The organism is Sporosarcina sp. ACRSM, assembly GCF_022346545.1.
Taxonomy (GTDB): Bacteria; Bacillota; Bacilli; order Bacillales_A; family Planococcaceae; genus Sporosarcina.
On record NZ_JAKRNU010000019.1, the window covers coordinates 31,281 to 50,150 of the forward strand.

Consider the following 18,870-nt stretch of genomic DNA (forward strand, 5'->3'; position numbering starts at 1 on the left):
GGATATAGAGAAATTAATTGAAGGAGACAACGATTTGCGTGAAAAATAATGTAGTATTGGGTGCTTTTTTATGTTTGATCTCCGCAATATCTTGGGGAGCCATGTTTCCGGTAGCGAATCATGCGTTTCAACATATTGACCCTTTTTATTTTACGATTTTTCGTTATGGTTTTGTAACGATCATCTTAATCGTTTGGTTGTTATGGAAGGAAGGCAAACAGGCTTTTCGTTTTGAAGGGAATAGTCGGCACCTGTGGTTTTACGGCACGATGGCCTTTGCGGTTTATAATTTGCTCATTTTCTGGGGGCAGGACTTATTGGGCAATCCAGGTACGATGATCGCTTCCATTATGGAATCTTTAATGCCGATGATTTCCATCATTATTGCCTGGGCGTTCATCAGACAACGGCCCCATGCTTTCACGATGTTTTGTGTATTTATCGGGTTTGTCGGCGCATCGTTAGTCGTCACAAAAGGTGATTTTGGTGCCTTTTTTACAGCGAAAAATGACATTGTTCCGTCTTTATTGATCTTAATCGCAGTCATTGGTTGGGTTGTTTACACGATGGGGGGAAGCCGATTTAGCAAAGATGGCTGGTCCGCATTGCGTTATTCGACGCTAAGTTGTTTGCTTGGAACGGCTACTGCACTTGTTGTCGTTCTTGGAGCGACACTTTCTGGTTACGTCTCGTTTCCAACTGTTGAAACGATGATGATCACGAGCCCGCATATTGCTTTTATGGTAATTTTCCCAGGTGTGATTGCCTTGGTAGGGTGGAATTATGGCGTGAGTGTCATCACACCGTTAAATGGATTATTATTTTTGAACCTGGTACCCGTCACGACATTGGTCATTCAAATTGTCCAAGGGGCGGGCATCACAGTGTACGATTATATAGGCACCATTTTCATTATCATATCATTATTGACCAATAATATTTTTCTGAGGTGGCAGCAAAGAAGCAAGCAGCCGAAAGAGAATTTCAAAGGAAGATTACAGGAAACCTAAAAACGACTTCATTAACGAAGTCGTTTTTTTGTAGTGATTCAATTTCTTTCTCTTGCTTTCTGTGTATCTCGGACGTTTTTCTGGACGGTGATAGCTGCAAATATACTAAGAACGAAAGCCATCGCATAAAATCCTTTTTCACTTAGAACGATACTACCTGCGTTGTACAAACCGATCCCCATCAATAAAATCGATACAAGCAGGGCAAACCAACTAATTCCATAGTAAATATTTGTAACGGGTATGCCTTCTTCCTTGTCTCGTACTGCTTTTTGCAAAGAGACAGATGAATAGAGTCCTAATAGAAGGATAGCAAAATAATACCCTTTTTCATTTAGCTCCATTGCAGCGTTGAATAAACCGATAATATAAGCTGATATTCCAATGACCAGTGCCGCCAAAGAGGCCCCTTTGAAAGCCGAAGTCGGCTCGCCATCTTTTCGTTCTACTTTCATTTTCAGCTCATTTTGTTTTTCCTTATCGAATAAACCTTCATGGTCAGTCGCCATTAAACGTCCCCTCCCTTTCGATAATCATAATTCAAATGAGCCTGAAACGGCAATATTTTTACAATATTTTACTAGATTGCTTTAATAGACATAAGGATATTCAGGTTGTTCAATTTCTTCTATTTCTGTTATGAGCAAGGAAGGTGTATGCAGCCCATTGAAAGTTGTTTTGGATAGGTGGCCAGTTGCTTTCACCCATTGATCTTCTTTTAAGTTCGGATGGTCATCAGCTGACGCTAAAAGGCCAAGCACGACAGCATCCGCAATGCAGCATGTCACGCTGAATCGGGCGATGACCAGTTGATTTTGATCAAACTCTGGCTCTTTATAAACGAATCCGATGATTTCTATTTCTTTTCCACTATATAAGTCGGGTGATGCGATCAAGGCGGACATGATATCCAAATAACGTTCATCGTCCACGATGATCTTTTCACTGTTTACTAGCTCGGCTTTCAATGCATCGCGTTCAGCTTCCCGCATTGCATCGATTTCTTCAAGGTCTTCTTCAGAGAAGGCGCTCATTGAATTACTTGTCGGCTCCGCAGGCATTGCATATAAACCTGCTCCATATTTTATGCCTCTATTGACGACAATTGAACTATCTAAAACGGCAGGGGGAAACCATAATCCGGTTAGTACAGGCAATACAAATAACGCATAGATGAAAAATGTTTGAAAAGGTGATCTGGTCGGGTTATGGTCAAATCCGCAATTGCAGTGCAGCTCATCAGGATTTTTAGCGCTGATTCTCCATAATTGCATGACCCCCAATGCTAACAAAATGACCAGCGCCACATAAGAAAAGGGAATCATTTTAGGCGCAATATAGTATCGAATATCTCCCGATACCAGCAGTCGGAATACGAGTAGAAAAAAACCGAGTAAAATAATACCGCGAAACATTGCATGGGAGCTATCATTTCGTTCCTCTTGCATCACGCACCTCACAAGAACAAATATTGATAAAGCAAAATCAAAACATAAACAGAAACGGTTATGATGGCCATGAAACCAAGGACAAATTTAGCGCGGAAATAAGCGAATAGCATAATCGTCCCTTTCAAATCCAGCATCGGTCCATACACTAAAAAGGCCAGAAGCGAGCCGGCGGAAAAAGTATGTGCAAACGAGGCGGCTACAAATGCATCCGCTTCCGAGCAAAGCGATAAAATAAACGCAAACCCCATCATCACGAGAGGTGAAAATAAATCGTCGGAAGCAAGGCCGGTGATTAGTGTTCGATCCAGAAAAGTTTGGACTAAACTTGCAATCATCGCCCCGACAATTAAAAACTTCCCCATATCGAAAAACTCGTCACTTGCGTGATAGAATACCGCTTTTATGTTTTTACGATCTGTCTGTTGAGAGGCAAGCGGTCTATTGGGTAGTTCGTCTGTTGTCCATTTTAATTGATCACGAGTTCGATAAAACATATAGACAAGTCCACCAATGATGATGGCCAGCACAAATGCCAACCCCATTCGGGTATAGGCGATGGCCGGAGTGGAATGGAAAGCAAAATAGGTGGACGCAAAGACGATGGGGTTTAAGATAGGAGCCCCAACGATAAAAATAACCCCTACATGCAAAGGCATTCCCTTTTTCAATAATCTTCTAATGACTGGAATGATTGCACATTCACAGACGGGGAAGATGGCACTGACAATTACGGCCGGAACGATCGCCATCAGCGGATTTTTTGGAATGCACCGTTGCACGGTCTCCTCGGTTACAAATGTTTGAATGAGTGCAGAGGCAAACACACCTAGAAAGATAAAAGGCAATGCCTCTAAAACAATGCTTAAAAAAATCGTATTGACATGTAAGAAGCTTGGGGGAATGGCATCTTGGATGCGGACGAATCCGACGAATAATAGAAAGTAGAGAAGGATACCTAAAGAAAGCAGGCTTAGCAAGAAAGCACTGTATTTTCGCATGGATTCAACAAATCGCTCCTTTCACCATCTAAATGCAATGGAATTCACTCTTCAAGCTATGCATTTAAAATCGGAATGATTCCTAATTGGAGGAGGTATTTGATCTGTTAGTTGGAAGGGGAGTGGCGGATCTATTGAAATAGACCGGGTGCGCCCACACCCGGTCCATACGTCTGTTATACAATTAATAAGGGTCAGCTTTGTGGCTTTTGTTCACAGCGTCTTTTGTTGCTTCGTTCGCTGCCAATGAGCCTTGGCCATATTTCGATTGGCCTGATTCACGGCCGGGAACTTTGTTTTCCGAGCCCATTTCTTCTAGTTCTTTCATTTTCTTTTCAATGCCTTCTTTGACACGGCGGCCGTACTCTTCATCGGCTTGTGTGAAGTGCTCGATCATGGCATCCTGAATCCGTTTATCGCAGATGGCAAGTGCATCGGATAGGTTGTTAATCAATTCATCGCGTTCCCAATCTTCAAAGCTGCGGTATGTGTGTCCTGCTTGACCGTAGTTGTTCGGACGATCAATGGGTGCGCTCATTGCGGCAGCATTGTACATAGGGTGATGCGGCGGATGATGGTTTTCTGGATTGGCTTCTTCAAAGCCGCCGAGCATCGATGGTTCATAGTTAATATGCGGATCACCAGCTTCTTCTAAATCAGGAACAGCCATCTGGCCTCGACGCTGATTGGTGCGCACGGGCACTTTGGGTGCATTCACAGGCAATTTTAAGTAGTTCGCTCCTACACGGTAACGCTGGGTATCGGAGTAAGAAAACGTCCGGCCTTGCAGCATTTTGTCATCTGAGAAATCCATGCCGTCTACGAGGACGCCTGTACCGAAGGCGGCTTGCTCGATTTCCGCATGAAAATCCACTGGATTGCGGTCGAGGACCATACGTCCAACCGGTCGCCACGGAAACTTCTCTTCCGGCCAAAGCTTTGTATCATCAAGAGGGTCAAAGTCGAGCTCAGAGTGGTAATCATCCTCCATGATCTGTACAAAAAGCTCCCACTCAGGATAATCCCCGCGCTCAATTGCTTCATATAAATCTTGTGTCGCATGACCGACGTTCTTGGCTTGAATGGCGTCTGCTTCTTCTTGTGTCAAATTACGAATCCCTTGCTTCGGCTCCCAATGATACTTCACCAGCACCGCTTCACCTTTGTCATTTACCCATTTGTAGGTGTTGACGCCGGAACCTTGCATATGGCGGTACGTCGCCGGAATGCCCCATGGAGAAAATAGAAAGGTGATCATATGCGTCGCTTCAGGTGAACGGGAAACGAAGTCAAACATCCGCTGAGGATTGGAGACGTTCGAAGCCGGATCAGCCTTAAATGCGTGAATCATGTCCGGAAACTTCATCGCATCGCGGATAAAGAAAATTTTGAGGTTGTTTCCAACTAAATCCCAGTTGCCATCTTCTGTATACATTTTTACCGCAAAGCCGCGTGGATCCCGTGCTGTTTCCGGTGAATCTTTCGCTCCGGCCACTGTAGAAAAACGAACCATCAGCGGTGTTTTCTTCCCGGCACCTGAAAATACTTTGGCACGCGTATATTTTTCCACGGGTTCGTCTCCCACTTTTCCATACGTTTCAAAATAGCCAAAGGCACCTGCTCCTCGCGCGTGCACGACACGTTCCGGAACCTCTTCCCGATCAAAATGGGAAATCTTTTCGATGAAATGATAATTCTCAAGCATGGCTGGACCGCGATCACCGATTGTGCGAATGTTTTGGTTATCCTTCACAGGATGACCTTGGCGCGTTGTCAATGTCTCGCGTTGCATGTCCTGTTTCGTGTCTTTGTTCTCTGCCAAAATGGACAGCCTCCTCAAAATTAGTCATCCTTAGCTCTTCACTTTTCGTAGAAAGTTTATACAATGAGAGGGAGTTCATTTTTGAAGTAAAAGTATTCGTATCAAGAGAGACGTTATGGAATTCATCCATAGGGTGGTATGATTTTATTGAATCATTACGGCGATAGAATAGAAGGTGATTTGATGGATTTGATGAGTATTCAACCTGCAGTACAGCGGATCGCGGATGCCATAGCGGCTGTCCTGAAAATAGAAGTGGAGATTGCCAATCATCATTTCATACGAGTGGCGGGAACGGGAGAGCAAAAAGAAAGTGTGCTTCGCAAAATGGAAGGTGACTTCGTCTATCAGTCCGCTGTTCGGACGGGACAACCCGTCGTGATTGAAAATCCTGGGCATGACCCAATTTGTGAGCGATGCAAGTTTTTTGGGAATTGCTCGGAAACTGGTGAAATTTGTGCGCCGATTACCTTTCAAGGGCAACCGATTGGTGTGATCGGGTTATTAGCTTTTAATGAGGATCAGCGGTTGCGCTTATTTGAAAATACAGAAGGCATTCTCACTTTCTTGAGTAAAATGGCAGATCTGTTGGCCAGTAAATTACACGAGCATGAGATGATTCAGCAGCTTACGCGTAGTTCAGAAAAAATGGATAAAATTATGAACCTTGTCAATCAAGGAATCATTGTCATTGATGAAGCAGGAAGCATCCAAGAAATAAATGTAAAAGCAGAACTATTGATGGAAATAAAAGAAAAACACATATTGCCGGAAGAAGTTCAACATTTTTTACGCACAATGGGCCGAGAAGACGAGGAAATCGATCAAACGATCAACTTAACGATTAACGGTATCGAAAAAAGCTTTTTGGTGAATAAGCAAAAAATTTCTTCTGTTCGTCAGTCATCCGAGTATTTGATCACCATTCAAGATGTGAATGAAATTCAGCATTTGGCGGAAAAAACAACGGAAAATCAAAAAAAACCGTTTGATCAAATTATCGGCATCAGTGCGCAAATACAAGAAGTGAAGGATTATGCCTATCAAGTTTCGCAATCCCATTCCACGATTTTAATCCAAGGAGAAAGTGGGACGGGAAAAGAGGAGTTTGCGAAAGCGATCCATCATGCAAGTATGCGGAAAGACAAGCCCTTTATAACAGTCAACTGTGGTGCGATTCCTGAAAACTTATTGGAAAGTGAATTGTTCGGGTATGAAAAAGGGGCGTTCACGGGTGCCAATCAGAAAGGGAAACCCGGTAAATTTGAATTGGCACATACAGGAACAATTTTTCTGGATGAAATAGGAGAAATGCCCTCCTTACTTCAAGTGAAATTATTACGAGTTTTGCAGGAAAGGGAAATTGAGCGTCTAGGCGGAACAGCATCCATTCCGATTGACGTGCGTGTCATTGCAGCTACAAATCAAGACCTGCAGGAAATGGTGAGTAAAGGAACATTCAGAGAAGATTTGTATTTCAGGTTAAATGTGATTCCGATGGTCCTGCCGCCGCTTAGAAGTCGAAAGGAAGATATTCTCGCTTTAAGTGAGCATTTTATTGAGATCTTTAATCAGCTGTTTCAAGCAAATGTGCTCGGGTTTGGAAAAGACGTGAAAGAGTTGATGATCCATTACCCATGGGAAGGAAATGTTCGCGAATTAAAAAACTTCATCGAGTACTTATTCAATTTTATCGATAGCGGTTGGATTACAATGGAAGCGGCAGAAGCACTGATCCTTCGTAAATTGAAGATCGAACAGGGAGAACCCGCAGTTACCTTACCTTCATTCTCCCTTCAAGAAATGGAGAAAGAAATGATTCAAAAAGCGCTGGATTATGTGCGTCATCATGATCTGAATATTGAAGATGCCAGCGGTCTGCTCGGAATTGGAAGGGCAACATTGTTTAGGAAAATAAATAAATATCAAATTGACACCTAGTCTCATTTTGATATTATGATTGTTTTCTTTATAGAGATTTATCCTTATACATAAACATGCCGTATATTGAGTATCGCTTTGATACTCAATATACGGCTCTTTTTTATTACCCCTTGCTTTAGACGTTTTTATAACTTGGCACGACTCTTGCATTAATACATGTGTAGATAATAAGGGGGAAAAATAAATGATTCAACAAATTTCAACAAATAAAGCACCGGCGGCTGTCGGACCCTATTCTCAAGCGATTACAGTAGATGGTTTTGCATTTTTATCAGGGATGTTGCCATTGGATATTGAAAGTGGGGAAATGGTCGGTGAAACGGCTGCCGAACAAACAGAGCAAATACTGAATAATATTAAGGGGCTTCTGTCGGATTTGAATCTCGGATTGGAAGACGTTTTTAAAACAACGATTTTTCTAGATTCAATCGATTCATTCCAAAGTGTGAATGAAGTGTACGGCTCTTATTTTACCGCCCATAAACCGGCAAGAAGTTGTGTAGAAGTGTCAGCAATTCCCAAAGGGGCATTAGTGGAAATCGAAGTCATTGCGAAATTGAAATAGGAGGATCGGCATCATGAAAACGGAAAACAACGAAATCAAACTAAACGGTAATCAGCCATCCATAGACGCGGAACGATTAGTCCGCAGAATTCAAGAGCTGGGTCAAATTGGGCGTGATGAAGATGGCAAATTGATTAGGTTAGCAGCTTCTGAAACAGATAAAGCAGGGCGCGATGCGGCGGTTTCTTGGATGGAGGATGCCGGACTGGAAATCGCAATCGACCGCATCGGCAATATTTTTGGTATTTGGCGTGGAACAGATACTGCAGAGCAAGCTCCTGTCCTCGTTGGGTCACATATAGACACAGTCATCAATGCGGGTATTTATGATGGGTGCTATGGTGTACTTGCGGGCATCGAGGTCATCAAGACTCTGCGGGAGGCCGGGTTTGTTCCTTCCCGCCCGATCGCGGTTGCAGCGTTCACAAATGAGGAAGGTGTGCGCTATGCACCCGATATGATGGGCTCCCTTGTCTATGCGGGAGGTCTTTCCGTTGATGAGGCGCTGGCAACAGTCGGCACTGATGGGACTTTACTAGGCGAAGAGCTTGAGAAAATTGGTTATGCGGGCACGGAAGATCCGGGATTTTTACAGCCGCATGCTTATGTAGAACTACATGTAGAGCAAGGTCCAGCGCTTGAACGGATGGGAATCCCGATCGGCGCAGTGGAAAATCTTCAAGGAATCTCTTGGCAGCGCGTGACAATCGAAGGGGATGCCAATCATGCCGGTACAACTCCGATGGCCATGCGACGTGACGCGGGACATGCTGCTGCAAAAGTTATGACGTACCTGCGTGAGCGTGCGGTCAGTTCCGCTACACCGACTGTGGCGACGGTTGGTTGTGTTGAATTTGAACCAAATGCGATCAACGTGATTCCTTCACGTGCCACGTTCACGGTCGATTTACGCGATCCCGATGAACAGCGCCTGAAAGACGAAGAAGCGGCACTGGCAAATTATCTTCAAGAACTGCAGTCTGCCGAGGAAGTTACGATTACAGTAGAGCGAATGGCGCGTTTTCAACCGGTTATTTTCGACAAGCATATCGTTGAGTTGGTGGAAACTGCCGCTAATCATCGGGGACTGGAATCGAAGCGGATGACATCCGGCGCAGGGCACGATGCACAGATGATTGCCCGCATTTGTCCGACAGCCATGATTTTCGTTCCAAGCGACGGGGGGATCAGTCATAATCCTCGCGAGCATACTTCGGAATCAGATTTGGTGGCAGGAGCGAATGTGTTACTGGACGTTGTTAGCCATCTTGCAGGCAAACAATAGTTTTACAATTATCAATAGTGAATTGAAATAGGAGGATTACAATGCAGAAGATCATTCAAGAAGATATTAAGTTGGCCGTAAACCATTTTTATTCCCCGGAGTATAACAAAGAGGAACTAGCTCCATTTGAAGAAACTAAAATTAAAGGGATTCATGAATTCCAAAAAACACATCGTTCGTATACAGAAACACCTCTGTATCACTTAAAAAATTTAGCCGAACATTTAAATGTTGCGGATATCAGAATGAAGGATGAGTCACAGCGTTTTGGTCTGAATGCATTCAAAGTGATGGGCGGCATCTATGCCATTGCAAGATACTTAGCTGATCGCTTAGGTGAAAATATTGAGAATCTATCCTTTGAAGAGTTGCAGTCACCGAAAGTGAAAGAAAAGCTTGGCGAATTGACGTTCATTACAGCGACAGACGGCAATCATGGACGGGGAGTGGCTTGGGCGGCAAGGGAGCTTGGTCATCAATCGGTCGTCTATATGCCGAAAGGATCGACAGAACGACGTTTGCAAGCAATCCGTGATGAAGGGGCCCACGCCGAAATTACAGACATCAATTACGATGACACAGTTAGAATGTGTGCAAACCTGGCTGATGAAAATGGATGGGTCCTCGTCCAGGACACGGCGTGGGATGGTTACGAAGATATTCCCTTATGGATTATGCAAGGGTATGCATCCATCGCCAAAGAAGCCGTAGATCAGTTGGATGCAGATGGCGGACAACAACCGACACATATTTTCCTTCAGGCGGGGGTCGGTTCTTTCGCGGCAGCCATTGCGGGTTATATGCTTGAACATTATCGGGACGATCCGCCGATGATTGTTGTCGTCGAACCCGAACAGGCGGAGTGTTATTACCGTTCATTTTTAACGGAAGATGGAACGAGGGAAATCGTCACGGGCGATATGAACACCATTATGGCAGGGCTGTCATGCGGAGAGCCTAACACAAGTGCTTATCGCTTGTTACGTCAATATGCAAAAGGGACATTTTCGTGTAACGACAATATTGCAGCACTCGGGATGCGTCTATATGGGAATCCGATGAAGGGTGATCCTCGAGTGATATCCGGTGAGTCTGGGGCAGTGACACTCGGCTTACTGTACTATTTGCGAAAACTGGCGAATGACCCTGCACATGGCCAGGCGATCTCCCTTGATGCCAATTCCCGAGTTTTGCTAATCAGCACTGAAGGAGATACGGATCCAGCAACTTATCAGAAGGTTGTATGGGAAGGACTTTGTCCGAATTAAGGAGTAGTTCATTCTTTAAAAAAGCCTAGATGAGGGATGACATCATCCCCATCTAGGAAAAGCCAATGGGTGCCTATCTAATTAACAGATTCTCAGTAGACACATAAAAGAGTTCAGAAGAGGGTGGAATGAATATGAGCAATGAAAATTTAAACAATCAACTTATGGAGTGGAGGCATTATCTCCATTCATACCCTGAAACTGCTTTTGAAGAAGAAAATACAGCGCGGTTTGTTGCAGAGAAATTGCAGGAAATGGGTTATGAAGTGGTTACTGGCATTGGAAAAACAGGGGTAGTTGGTACATTAAAAAATGGTGATGGCCCAGGAATTATTGGAATCCGTGCGGATATGGATGCTTTGAACATTCAAGAACAAACCAATCTACCATACTCTTCGAAATATCCAGGTAAGATGCATGCTTGCGGCCATGATGGACATGTAACGACAGCACTTGGTGCAGCGAAATTACTTGCGGATCGAAAAAACTTTAACGGAACGGTTCGTTTCATTTTCCAACCTGCAGAGGAACACGGTGAAGGGGCACTTGCCATGCTAAAGGATGGATTATTTGAGCGTTTCCCAATTGATGAATTTTATGGGTTACACAATATGCCTGGTTTGCCAGAGGGGCAAATCCATTCCAAAGTTGGAGGGATTATGGCAAGTGAGGATAACTTCGAAATCCGTATAAAAGGGAAAGGGGGACATGCCTCAGCTCCAAACATGGGAGTTGACGCATTGGTGACCGCTTCCCAAATCATATTAGCCTTACAAACTATTGTATCAAGAAATATTGATCCGATTGACACTGCGGTTGTTTCTTGTACTGAAATCCATACGGACGGTACAGTCAATGTAATACCGACGAATGTTGTCATAACTGGTGACTGCAGAAGTTATAAACCGGAAGTCCAATCTCTTATTAAAGAGAGAATGCAAGCAATTTGTGGAAGTATTTGTGAGGCGAACGGGGCAACATGCGAATTCACCTATAGAAACTCTTTTTCTCCAACAGTTAACTGGGAAGATTGTCACCATACAGTAGTGCAAGCAGCTAAAAACGTACTTGGGGAAGAAAATGTGGTTGATCATGCACAGCCGATAATGGGTTCAGAGGATTTTGGGCATTTTATTGATAAAATTCCGGGATGCTATGTCTTCCTGGGGGGGAAGCGTGAAGGAGAAGAAGTATATCCTCTTCACCATGCCAAATTTGATTATAAAGATGAAAATTTAGTTCGCGGTGCTGAATTTTTTGCTGAAATTGTTCGCTTAAAATTACCGCTTTAAGCAATGCTTTTCCCCAGTAAGTTTAATCAATTACGCCTTGGCGTAATTGGTTACTGTGGGAAGACTATTCTGGAAAAATGTCGGAATATTTTACGTAATTAATATATGAGAGGGATGTTATCATGCAAGTAATATATGATATAACTGACTGGCTGTGGGCAAATGTGATCGGATATACTTTACTAGGTGTTGGTCTATACTTCACGATTAGACTAAAATTCCCTCAAGTTAAACATTTTTTCCGGGCGATTCGTACCATGAAAAAAAGTGTGCAAGGTGATGACGGAGGCGTATCTGGATTCGGTACTTTAATGGCTGCCCTCGGTGGTCAATTAGGTACAGGAAGTCTAGTGGGTGTGAGTAGTGCATTGTTTATTGGAGGTCCCGGAGCTATTTTCTGGATGTGGATGACTGCGTTGTTTGGAATGATTGTAAGTTTTAGTGAAACAGTTCTAGGGCAAGCTTTTCGGGTTAAAGATAAAGATGGAAATTATCAAGGAGGACCAGCTTATTACATTGAAAAAGGTTTGAGAAATAAGCCATTGGCTATTATAATCTCATTTCTTTATGTATTGGGTATTGGTATTGCAATCGCGTCTATTCAGACAAATTCAATTGCGAACGCATTTACGGGTGTAGTTAACATTCATCCAATTATTCCAGGGATAATTGTTGTGATCTTGGCATTTTTAGTAACCATCGGAGGAATGCAAAGATTAGCGAATGTATCCACTTTTATTGTTCCCCTTATGGTAGTTGTTTACTTTTCGGTTGTACTTTATATAGTAGTCATTAATTTCGCTTATATCCCGACCATCTTTGGTGCTATCTTTGAAAGCGCATTCACAGGGAAGTCGGCAGTTGGTGGAGTGGTAGGATGGACTGTTGCAGAGGCGTTTAGAAGCGGTGTGGCCAGGGGAATGTTTTCTAATGATGCAGGGAACGGGTCTGCTGCAATCATGCATGCTTCTGCTGATGTTAAACATCCAGTAGACCAAGGATTTTTGGGGATGATTGGTACTTTTATTACTACAATTATTATTTGTACAGCTACTGCACTGGCCATTTTGATGACCGGCGCCTTAGAATCAGGTCAGGACGGTATCTTATTATTACAAACTGCTTTCGGTTCTGTTTTAGGTAGTTTAGGTAGTTGGATTGTATTTTTTGCGATGTTTTTATTCGGATTTACGACACTATTAGCAGATATGCATTATGGTGAATCCAATTTAACATATATTTTCAAAGAAAGGAAAAAGATCCCTATTTTAGTATTCAGAGTCGTACTAGCAATGATTCTTGTATTAGCAAGTGTTGTAAAATTGAATGTCATTTGGGCGGCTGTAGACCTAATTTTGGGAATGATTGTATTTATTAACGTACTATCTTTAATGCTTCTTTTTAAATACGTTAGATATATTTATCAACATTATTTTAGAGAAGTTGAAAGAGGAAACGAAAATCCTAGATGGGACTATGATTTAGATATCACCAAAATAAATTTGTCGGATGTAGACGACCCTCATTATAAAAAAGTTGCGAAAAACTCGGTTGAGATTTAATCGACTGATAAAGCAAGCGTCAAATAGCTCACACCTAGTATTTGACGCTTACTTTTATATGAGAAAACATTTAATTTGGGCGTTAGACTAGTTGCGCTGGAAAAATAAAATCTAGGGCTCACAAATAGAGCAGGGAAATTATAGACACTATTAAAAAATGATTGAAAAGTGTGCGAAGGATAGGTACCATTAATAAATGGACTTTATCATGCTAAAGAGGTGAAAGAAATGAATCGAAACGAAATTGCTTTGAAAATAGAAGAAATGTTTCCAGAAACGATTGAATGGCGGCGTTACTTGCATGAACGTCCGGAATTATCCTTTGAAGAACATCAAACTTCACAATATATAGTAGATCGACTCAGTGAAATGGATGGCTTGGAGATTAGCCGTCCGACGAAGACAAGTGTCATTGCCAGATTGAAAGGGGCTTTTCCGGGGAAAACGACTGCATTGCGAGCGGATATTGATGCGCTCCCGATCCACGAGGAGACGGATCTCCCTTTTGCTTCCCAAAAGGAAGGCGTCATGCACGCTTGTGCCCATGACGGTCATACGGCTTCACTTTTAGGTGCTGCCAAAGTGCTCACTTCCATGAAAGAACAATTACATGGGGACATTCTGTTTATTTTCCAACATGCGGAGGAGCTGCCCCCAGGCGGTGCGCAGGAAATGGTGGCTGCAGGAGTACTGGACGGTGTAGATCAAGTGCTTGGTTTGCACTTGATGTCCACGCTTCCGCTTGGAACGATCGGCGTGCGTCATGATGCCATCACTGCGGCAAGCGATTTGTTCGAGATTACGATCCAAGGAAAAGGCGGACATTCCTCACAACCTGAAATGACAGTGGATCCATTGAGCATCGGTGCGCAAATGGTGTCAGCTTTGAATCATATTGTTTCCCGGAGAGTCGGTCCGCTTGAATCTGCTGTTGTTTCAGTGACAAGATTCCTTGGCGGTGGAGAGGCGCTCAACGTCATTCCGGATCGTGTGGAAATTGGTGGATCAGTAAGGACGCTAGATCAAGACGTTCGCGAAAAAGTTAGAAACGCCATTGAGCAGATCATGGAAGGTTTGGCAGCTGCAAACGGCGCCACGGCCACATTGAAATATACGTACGGTTATGATTCGGTGGTTAATGATCAGCATGTAACGCAAAAGGTTGCAGACACAGTAGCGACCTATATTCCTGAAGAAGCGATTGAGTGGATTGATCCGATGCTTGGAGGGGAAGACTTCTCGGCTTTCAGCAATGAAGTGCCAAGCTGTTATGTCATGATCGGTGCGAAAAATGAAGAAAAAGGGATTGTGCATCCGCATCATCACCCGAAATTCGACATTGACGAAGCGGCAATGCTAGCTGCTTTGAAGTTCCATGTGTACTGTGCTTTGACGATGAATGAAGAGAAGTAAGACTTTCTATAACGGGAAACGTTGTTGCTGATAGAGGGAAGGGGTTTAAGATGAGTGAGAAACAAAAGACCAGTTTTGTGAACCGGTTTTTAAATAAAATTGAAGTGGCGGGTAATAAGTTGCCTGACCCGATCCTTATCTTCATCCTATTGATGGGGGTCATTTTAGTGGGCTCGTTTGTCGCCTCCTTGTTCAATTTGAAGGCGACAAATCCCGTGACAGGCGAAGTGATTGAAGCTGTCAACTTGTTATCGGGCGAAGGTTTATTGAAGATTTTAACGGAAAGCATTAATAATTTCAGTACGTTCCCGCCGCTTGGCATGGTGCTTGTCGTCATGATCGGTGTCGGGCTTGCTGAGAAAACGGGTTATTTTGAAACGGCAATGAAGCGTGTCATTGAAGTGGCACCTCGTGCACTCATTATTCCGACAATGATTTTAGTCGGCATCATTGGGACTGTAGCAGGGGATGCAGGACCGGTTATTTTACCGCCAATTGCTGCCATGGTAATGATCAAACTAGGGTATCATCCATTTGCAGGTTTGGTCATGGCTTATGCCGCAACATTAGGCGCGTTTGGATCGAATTTGGTGTTAGGGATGGCCGATGCACTCGTACTTGGTTTTACAGAGCCCGCTGCTCAGCTCGTCAATCCGGATTATGTGGGAAATATCGCGATGAACTACTATTTCATGGCTGCATCTACGATTTTCCTGCTCGTTATCATTTATGTGGTCACGACAAAGCTAACCATTCCACGACTTGGAGCCTATGCAGGGCAGGTCATGGATGATAAAAAGTTAACACCAACGCAGATTGCGGGATTGCGCTGGGCAAATATTTCAGCAGTTATTACAGCTGTTGTGATACTCGCCCTTGCAATTCCGGAAAACGGTTTGCTGCGGAATGCTGAAACGGGCTCGCTCATTACGAATTCACCGCTGATGAATTCTGCCGTTTTCATTATCACGATTCTGTTTTTCGTACCTGGGTTAGTGTATGGATTAAAGGTGAAGACCATTCGTTCATCCAAAGACTTCGGGAATCTATTGAGTGAATCAATGGGAACGATGGGGAGCTATATTGTCCTTGTATTTTTTGCAGCTCAAATGCTTGCGTACTTCAATTGGAGTAATTTGGGACCTATTCTTGCGATTAAAGGTGCGGGGGCCCTTGAAGCGATGAAAGTTGAGGGGGTACCTTTAATTGTCGGCTTCATTATTTTGACAATGGCCATCAATTTACTCATCGGAAGTGCTTCCGCAAAGTGGGCGATTTTGGCACCGATTTTCGTTCCGATGTTTATGTATCTCGGGTATGACCCGGCATTTACGCAAATGATTTATCGGGTCGGTGATTCGATTACAAATCCGATTACACCTGTTTTGCCATATTTACCACTGTTATTGGCATTTGCCAAGAAATACGACAAAAATGTTGGACTTGGCACACTCATTGCGAATTTACTGCCCTATTCAGTTGTCTTATTCTTTGCCTGGACGATATTTACAGTCGTTTGGTATCTACTAGGCATTCCAGTCGGACCGAACGGACCTATCTTTTTGCCAAATTAATCATACCGGGTTCTAAAACAAACTAAAATTGTTTTAGAGCTCGGTATTTTTATGTCCATTCTCTTATATACATAACCCGAAAATTATCCTCAGTAATTGAATTGCTGAGGATAATTTTTTCTCCAATTTTAGTAACTGCTAAACGACAAAAAAGTATTTATCGTAAATTAGTTACTTGACTAACTCATAGGTTGATTGTATAGTTACTTACATAAAGTAAGTTGATGGTGATTTGTTTAAAAAGTCTAAAGAAAAGTTGGGAGATCGTACACAATGCATGAAAGCGAAGGAATTGAAATTGGTCTTTATACACTTGGCGATATCGTAGCGGATCCGTTTACAGGAAAAACGATTAGTGCAGGACAAAGAATAAAAGAAATCATGGCGGCAGCACAACTTGCCGACGAGGCTGGACTTGATATTTTCGGGGTTGGTGAACATCATCGACTCGACTATGCCATTTCCTCGCCGCCTGTCGTTTTGGCTTCCATCGCTCAAATGACAGAACGCATCAAGCTGACAAGCGCAACGACAGTGTTAAGCACGATTGATCCGGTTCGTTTATTTGAGGACTTTGCTACATTGGATTTGCTATCGGATGGGCGGGCAGAAATCATTGCAGGCCGTGGTGCATTTGTGGAGTCATTTCCTCTGTTCGGTTATGACACAAATGACTATGATGCCTTGTTCACGGAAAATCTTGACTTATTATTAAAGCTTAACGAAAACGAGAGAATGACTTGGAATGGTCACTTCCGTCCGTCATTGAGAAATGCTGAAATTGCACCCCGCCCTTTACAGAAAGAATTGCCCGTATGGGTCGGTGTAGGAGGAACACCAAGCAGTGCTGCCCGTGCCGGTAAATCGGGTGTCGGAATGGCGCTGGCAATCCTGGGCGGTGATCCCGCGCGATTTAAGCCATTGGTGGATGTCTATCATCAAGCGGGCCTCGAAGCGGGGCATGATGAGGATGATCTCAAAGTCGGTGTAACGGGTCATGCGTATATTGCAGAGACGACGCAACAAGCAAAAGATGAATTCTATCCGTATTACTCAAATTATTGGTCATACGTAAACGGTCAGCGTGGGATGGTCTCAGGGAAATTGACACGAACTGATTTTGAAGAGCTCACGGCTCCCGAAACTGCTTTATTCGTAGGAAGCCCTCAACAGATCGTTGAGAAAATTCTACGTCAATACGAACTTTTTGGACACCGACGTTTCATGGCCCAGATGGATATTGGCGGCTTGCCGTTTGAAAAAGTGGCGAAGAGTATTGAATTATTAGCGACAGAGGTCGCTCCAATCGTCCGAAAAGCGACAAGGAAAGATCAAGCATCGACAGGTATTCATTGAGCAAAATAAAAAAAGATTAGTAGAGGAGTATGAATAATGGTAAAAAAATATGAGTTAGGTTTATTAATTCTTCGAGTTATGTTGGGAATCACGTTCCTGATCCACGGTATCGCAAAGTTTCAAATGGGTCTTGGGAATGTAGCGGGTTGGTTTGAAAGTATTGGCATTTTAGGTTTTCTCGGTTCTGTCGTAGCTTTCATTGAACTTTTGGGAGGAATCGCATTAATTTTAGGGATCGGAACTAGACTTGTCTCGGCATTAATTGCGATTGTGATGATTGGAGCTATCTTTACGGTGAAATTGTCTGCGGGCTTCATGGGAGCTGAAACAGCGGGTTATGAATTGGATGTGGCTTTATTAGCCATGGCAGTTGTCCTGCTGATCAACGGAAGCCAATTGCTTTCGTTAGACAGTAAATTTTTTGGATCGGCTGAAGGAACGAACTGATAATAGAATCGAAAAGCCTAATTCCTCATTTATGACAGTGAGAAATTAGGCTTTTTTATTTTTAACAATTTAGGGCAGAAGTCTCCCACCTCAACGCGAAGCGTAGGTGGGAGATGAATGCTTGCTCTTCTATTTTCATCACAAAACGAACATATGTTTACCTCGGTGAAATTCGTGGTATACATAAAGTATATTACCGCCTGATTGGAGGGTTGGCGATGATTCGTTGTATGAAGACACCGTTCCGGGCAAGTAAGGAAACGATTGATCGATTATTCGAGTGCAACCGGGTTTCGGGTGAAGTTTGGAATCGTTGTTTGGAGCTTGCGAAAGAAACCCATTTGAAAACGGGAAAATGGATCACCAAGAGTGAATTGCAAAAAGGCACGAAAGGAATCTTCCCGATTCATTCCCAATCTGTGCAAGCCGTTTGCCATAAGTATCTATTTGCACGTGATGCGGCGTGGAAAGCAAGAAGAGCCGGACATCCAAATAAATACCCGTACAAACGAAAAAATCATTTCAATACGAAATGGGCGAACAACGGCTTCAAGGTCTTTGAAAATGGCAAAATCCAATTATCGATGGGGAAAGTTGAAGGGAAGCTACAAGCCCCGCTCATCCTCTGGATCAAAGAGTTGCCCAAAGGTCAAATCAAAGAGATCGAACTGATTTTTGACCGACAACCTATGCTAGCCATCGCCTATGAAGACGGTCAAAAAGTAAAAGAAAACACCTTTGCAAACCGCTCGGCAATTGACGTCGGAGAAATCCATACCATTGTAGCAGTTGCGGAGAATGGTGAAAATATCATGATTACCGGTCGTAAAATCCGCTCCATTCACCGGTTGCGTAATAAAAAACTGGCAGAACTCCAGCGAAA

16 protein-coding genes are annotated in these 18,870 nt (G+C 43.4%); 12 read left to right on the plus strand and 4 right to left on the minus strand.

What is annotated here, in order from left to right; genetic code table 11:
* Positions 1-38: 38 nt before the first annotated feature.
* The gene (locus MHZ95_RS20275; RefSeq protein WP_239392607.1) at positions 39-1,010 is read left to right on the plus strand and encodes a DMT family transporter; all 972 of its coding nucleotides are present in this window, start codon (positions 39-41) and stop codon (positions 1,008-1,010) included.
* A 38-nt stretch (positions 1,011-1,048) separates the two neighbouring features.
* Here MHZ95_RS20275 and yiaA read toward each other — a convergent pair whose 3' ends face one another.
* The 4 genes from yiaA to MHZ95_RS20295 all read right to left on the minus strand — a co-directional run bounded on the left by yiaA (position 1,049) and on the right by MHZ95_RS20295 (position 5,251).
* Positions 1,049-1,519: an inner membrane protein YiaA gene (gene yiaA, locus MHZ95_RS20280; RefSeq protein WP_239392608.1), complete on the minus strand. Its 471-nt coding sequence runs from the start codon at positions 1,517-1,519 to the stop codon at positions 1,049-1,051.
* 81 nt (positions 1,520-1,600) lie between these two features.
* The gene (locus MHZ95_RS20285; protein ID WP_239392609.1) at positions 1,601-2,458 is read right to left on the minus strand and encodes a TIGR03943 family putative permease subunit; all 858 of its coding nucleotides are present in this window, start codon (positions 2,456-2,458) and stop codon (positions 1,601-1,603) included.
* Positions 2,459-2,466: 8 nt separating this feature from the next.
* The gene (locus tag MHZ95_RS20290) at positions 2,467-3,459 is read right to left on the minus strand and encodes a permease (RefSeq protein ID WP_239392610.1); all 993 of its coding nucleotides are present in this window, start codon (positions 3,457-3,459) and stop codon (positions 2,467-2,469) included.
* A 184-nt stretch (positions 3,460-3,643) separates the two neighbouring features.
* Complete coding sequence (locus MHZ95_RS20295) at positions 3,644-5,251, minus strand: catalase (protein WP_239392623.1); 1,608 nt, start codon at positions 5,249-5,251, stop codon at positions 3,644-3,646.
* Positions 5,252-5,464: 213 nt separating this feature from the next.
* Between MHZ95_RS20295 and MHZ95_RS20300 the strand changes: the two genes are divergently transcribed.
* The 11 genes from MHZ95_RS20300 to MHZ95_RS20350 all read left to right on the plus strand — a co-directional run.
* On the plus strand, positions 5,465-7,222 hold the full coding sequence (locus MHZ95_RS20300) for a sigma-54-dependent Fis family transcriptional regulator (protein WP_239392611.1): 1,758 nt from the start codon (positions 5,465-5,467) through the stop codon (positions 7,220-7,222).
* Between the two features lie 187 nt (positions 7,223-7,409).
* Entirely contained in the window at positions 7,410-7,790 is a 381-nt protein-coding gene (locus MHZ95_RS20305) for a RidA family protein (protein ID WP_239392612.1), read from the plus strand.
* 13 nt (positions 7,791-7,803) lie between these two features.
* The gene (locus tag MHZ95_RS20310) at positions 7,804-9,075 is read left to right on the plus strand and encodes a Zn-dependent hydrolase (protein WP_239392613.1); all 1,272 of its coding nucleotides are present in this window, start codon (positions 7,804-7,806) and stop codon (positions 9,073-9,075) included.
* Between the two features lie 41 nt (positions 9,076-9,116).
* A complete protein-coding gene (gene dpaL, locus MHZ95_RS20315; RefSeq protein ID WP_239392614.1) occupies positions 9,117-10,343 on the plus strand; it encodes a diaminopropionate ammonia-lyase in 1,227 nt (408 codons plus the stop codon).
* Between the two features lie 134 nt (positions 10,344-10,477).
* Positions 10,478-11,635 (plus strand): M20 aminoacylase family protein, encoded by a 1,158-nt coding sequence (locus MHZ95_RS20320; RefSeq protein WP_239392615.1) that lies wholly within the window; start codon positions 10,478-10,480, stop codon positions 11,633-11,635.
* Positions 11,636-11,757: 122 nt separating this feature from the next.
* On the plus strand, positions 11,758-13,197 hold the full coding sequence (locus tag MHZ95_RS20325; protein WP_239392616.1) for an alanine/glycine:cation symporter family protein: 1,440 nt from the start codon (positions 11,758-11,760) through the stop codon (positions 13,195-13,197).
* Between the two features lie 228 nt (positions 13,198-13,425).
* Positions 13,426-14,610, plus strand: a complete 1,185-nt coding sequence (locus tag MHZ95_RS20330; protein ID WP_239392617.1) for an amidohydrolase — start codon at positions 13,426-13,428, stop codon at positions 14,608-14,610.
* Positions 14,611-14,660: 50 nt separating this feature from the next.
* Positions 14,661-16,184, plus strand: coding sequence for an AbgT family transporter (locus tag MHZ95_RS20335; protein WP_239392618.1), 1,524 nt, complete (start codon positions 14,661-14,663; stop codon positions 16,182-16,184).
* A 273-nt stretch (positions 16,185-16,457) separates the two neighbouring features.
* Entirely contained in the window at positions 16,458-17,540 is a 1,083-nt protein-coding gene (locus MHZ95_RS20340) for an LLM class flavin-dependent oxidoreductase (RefSeq protein ID WP_239392619.1), read from the plus strand.
* A gap of 36 nt (positions 17,541-17,576) precedes the next feature.
* Entirely contained in the window at positions 17,577-17,987 is a 411-nt protein-coding gene (locus MHZ95_RS20345) for a DoxX family protein (RefSeq protein WP_239392620.1), read from the plus strand.
* Positions 17,988-18,205: 218 nt separating this feature from the next.
* A partial coding sequence (locus tag MHZ95_RS20350; protein WP_239392621.1) for a transposase occupies positions 18,206-18,870 on the plus strand: 665 nt, incomplete at its 3' end.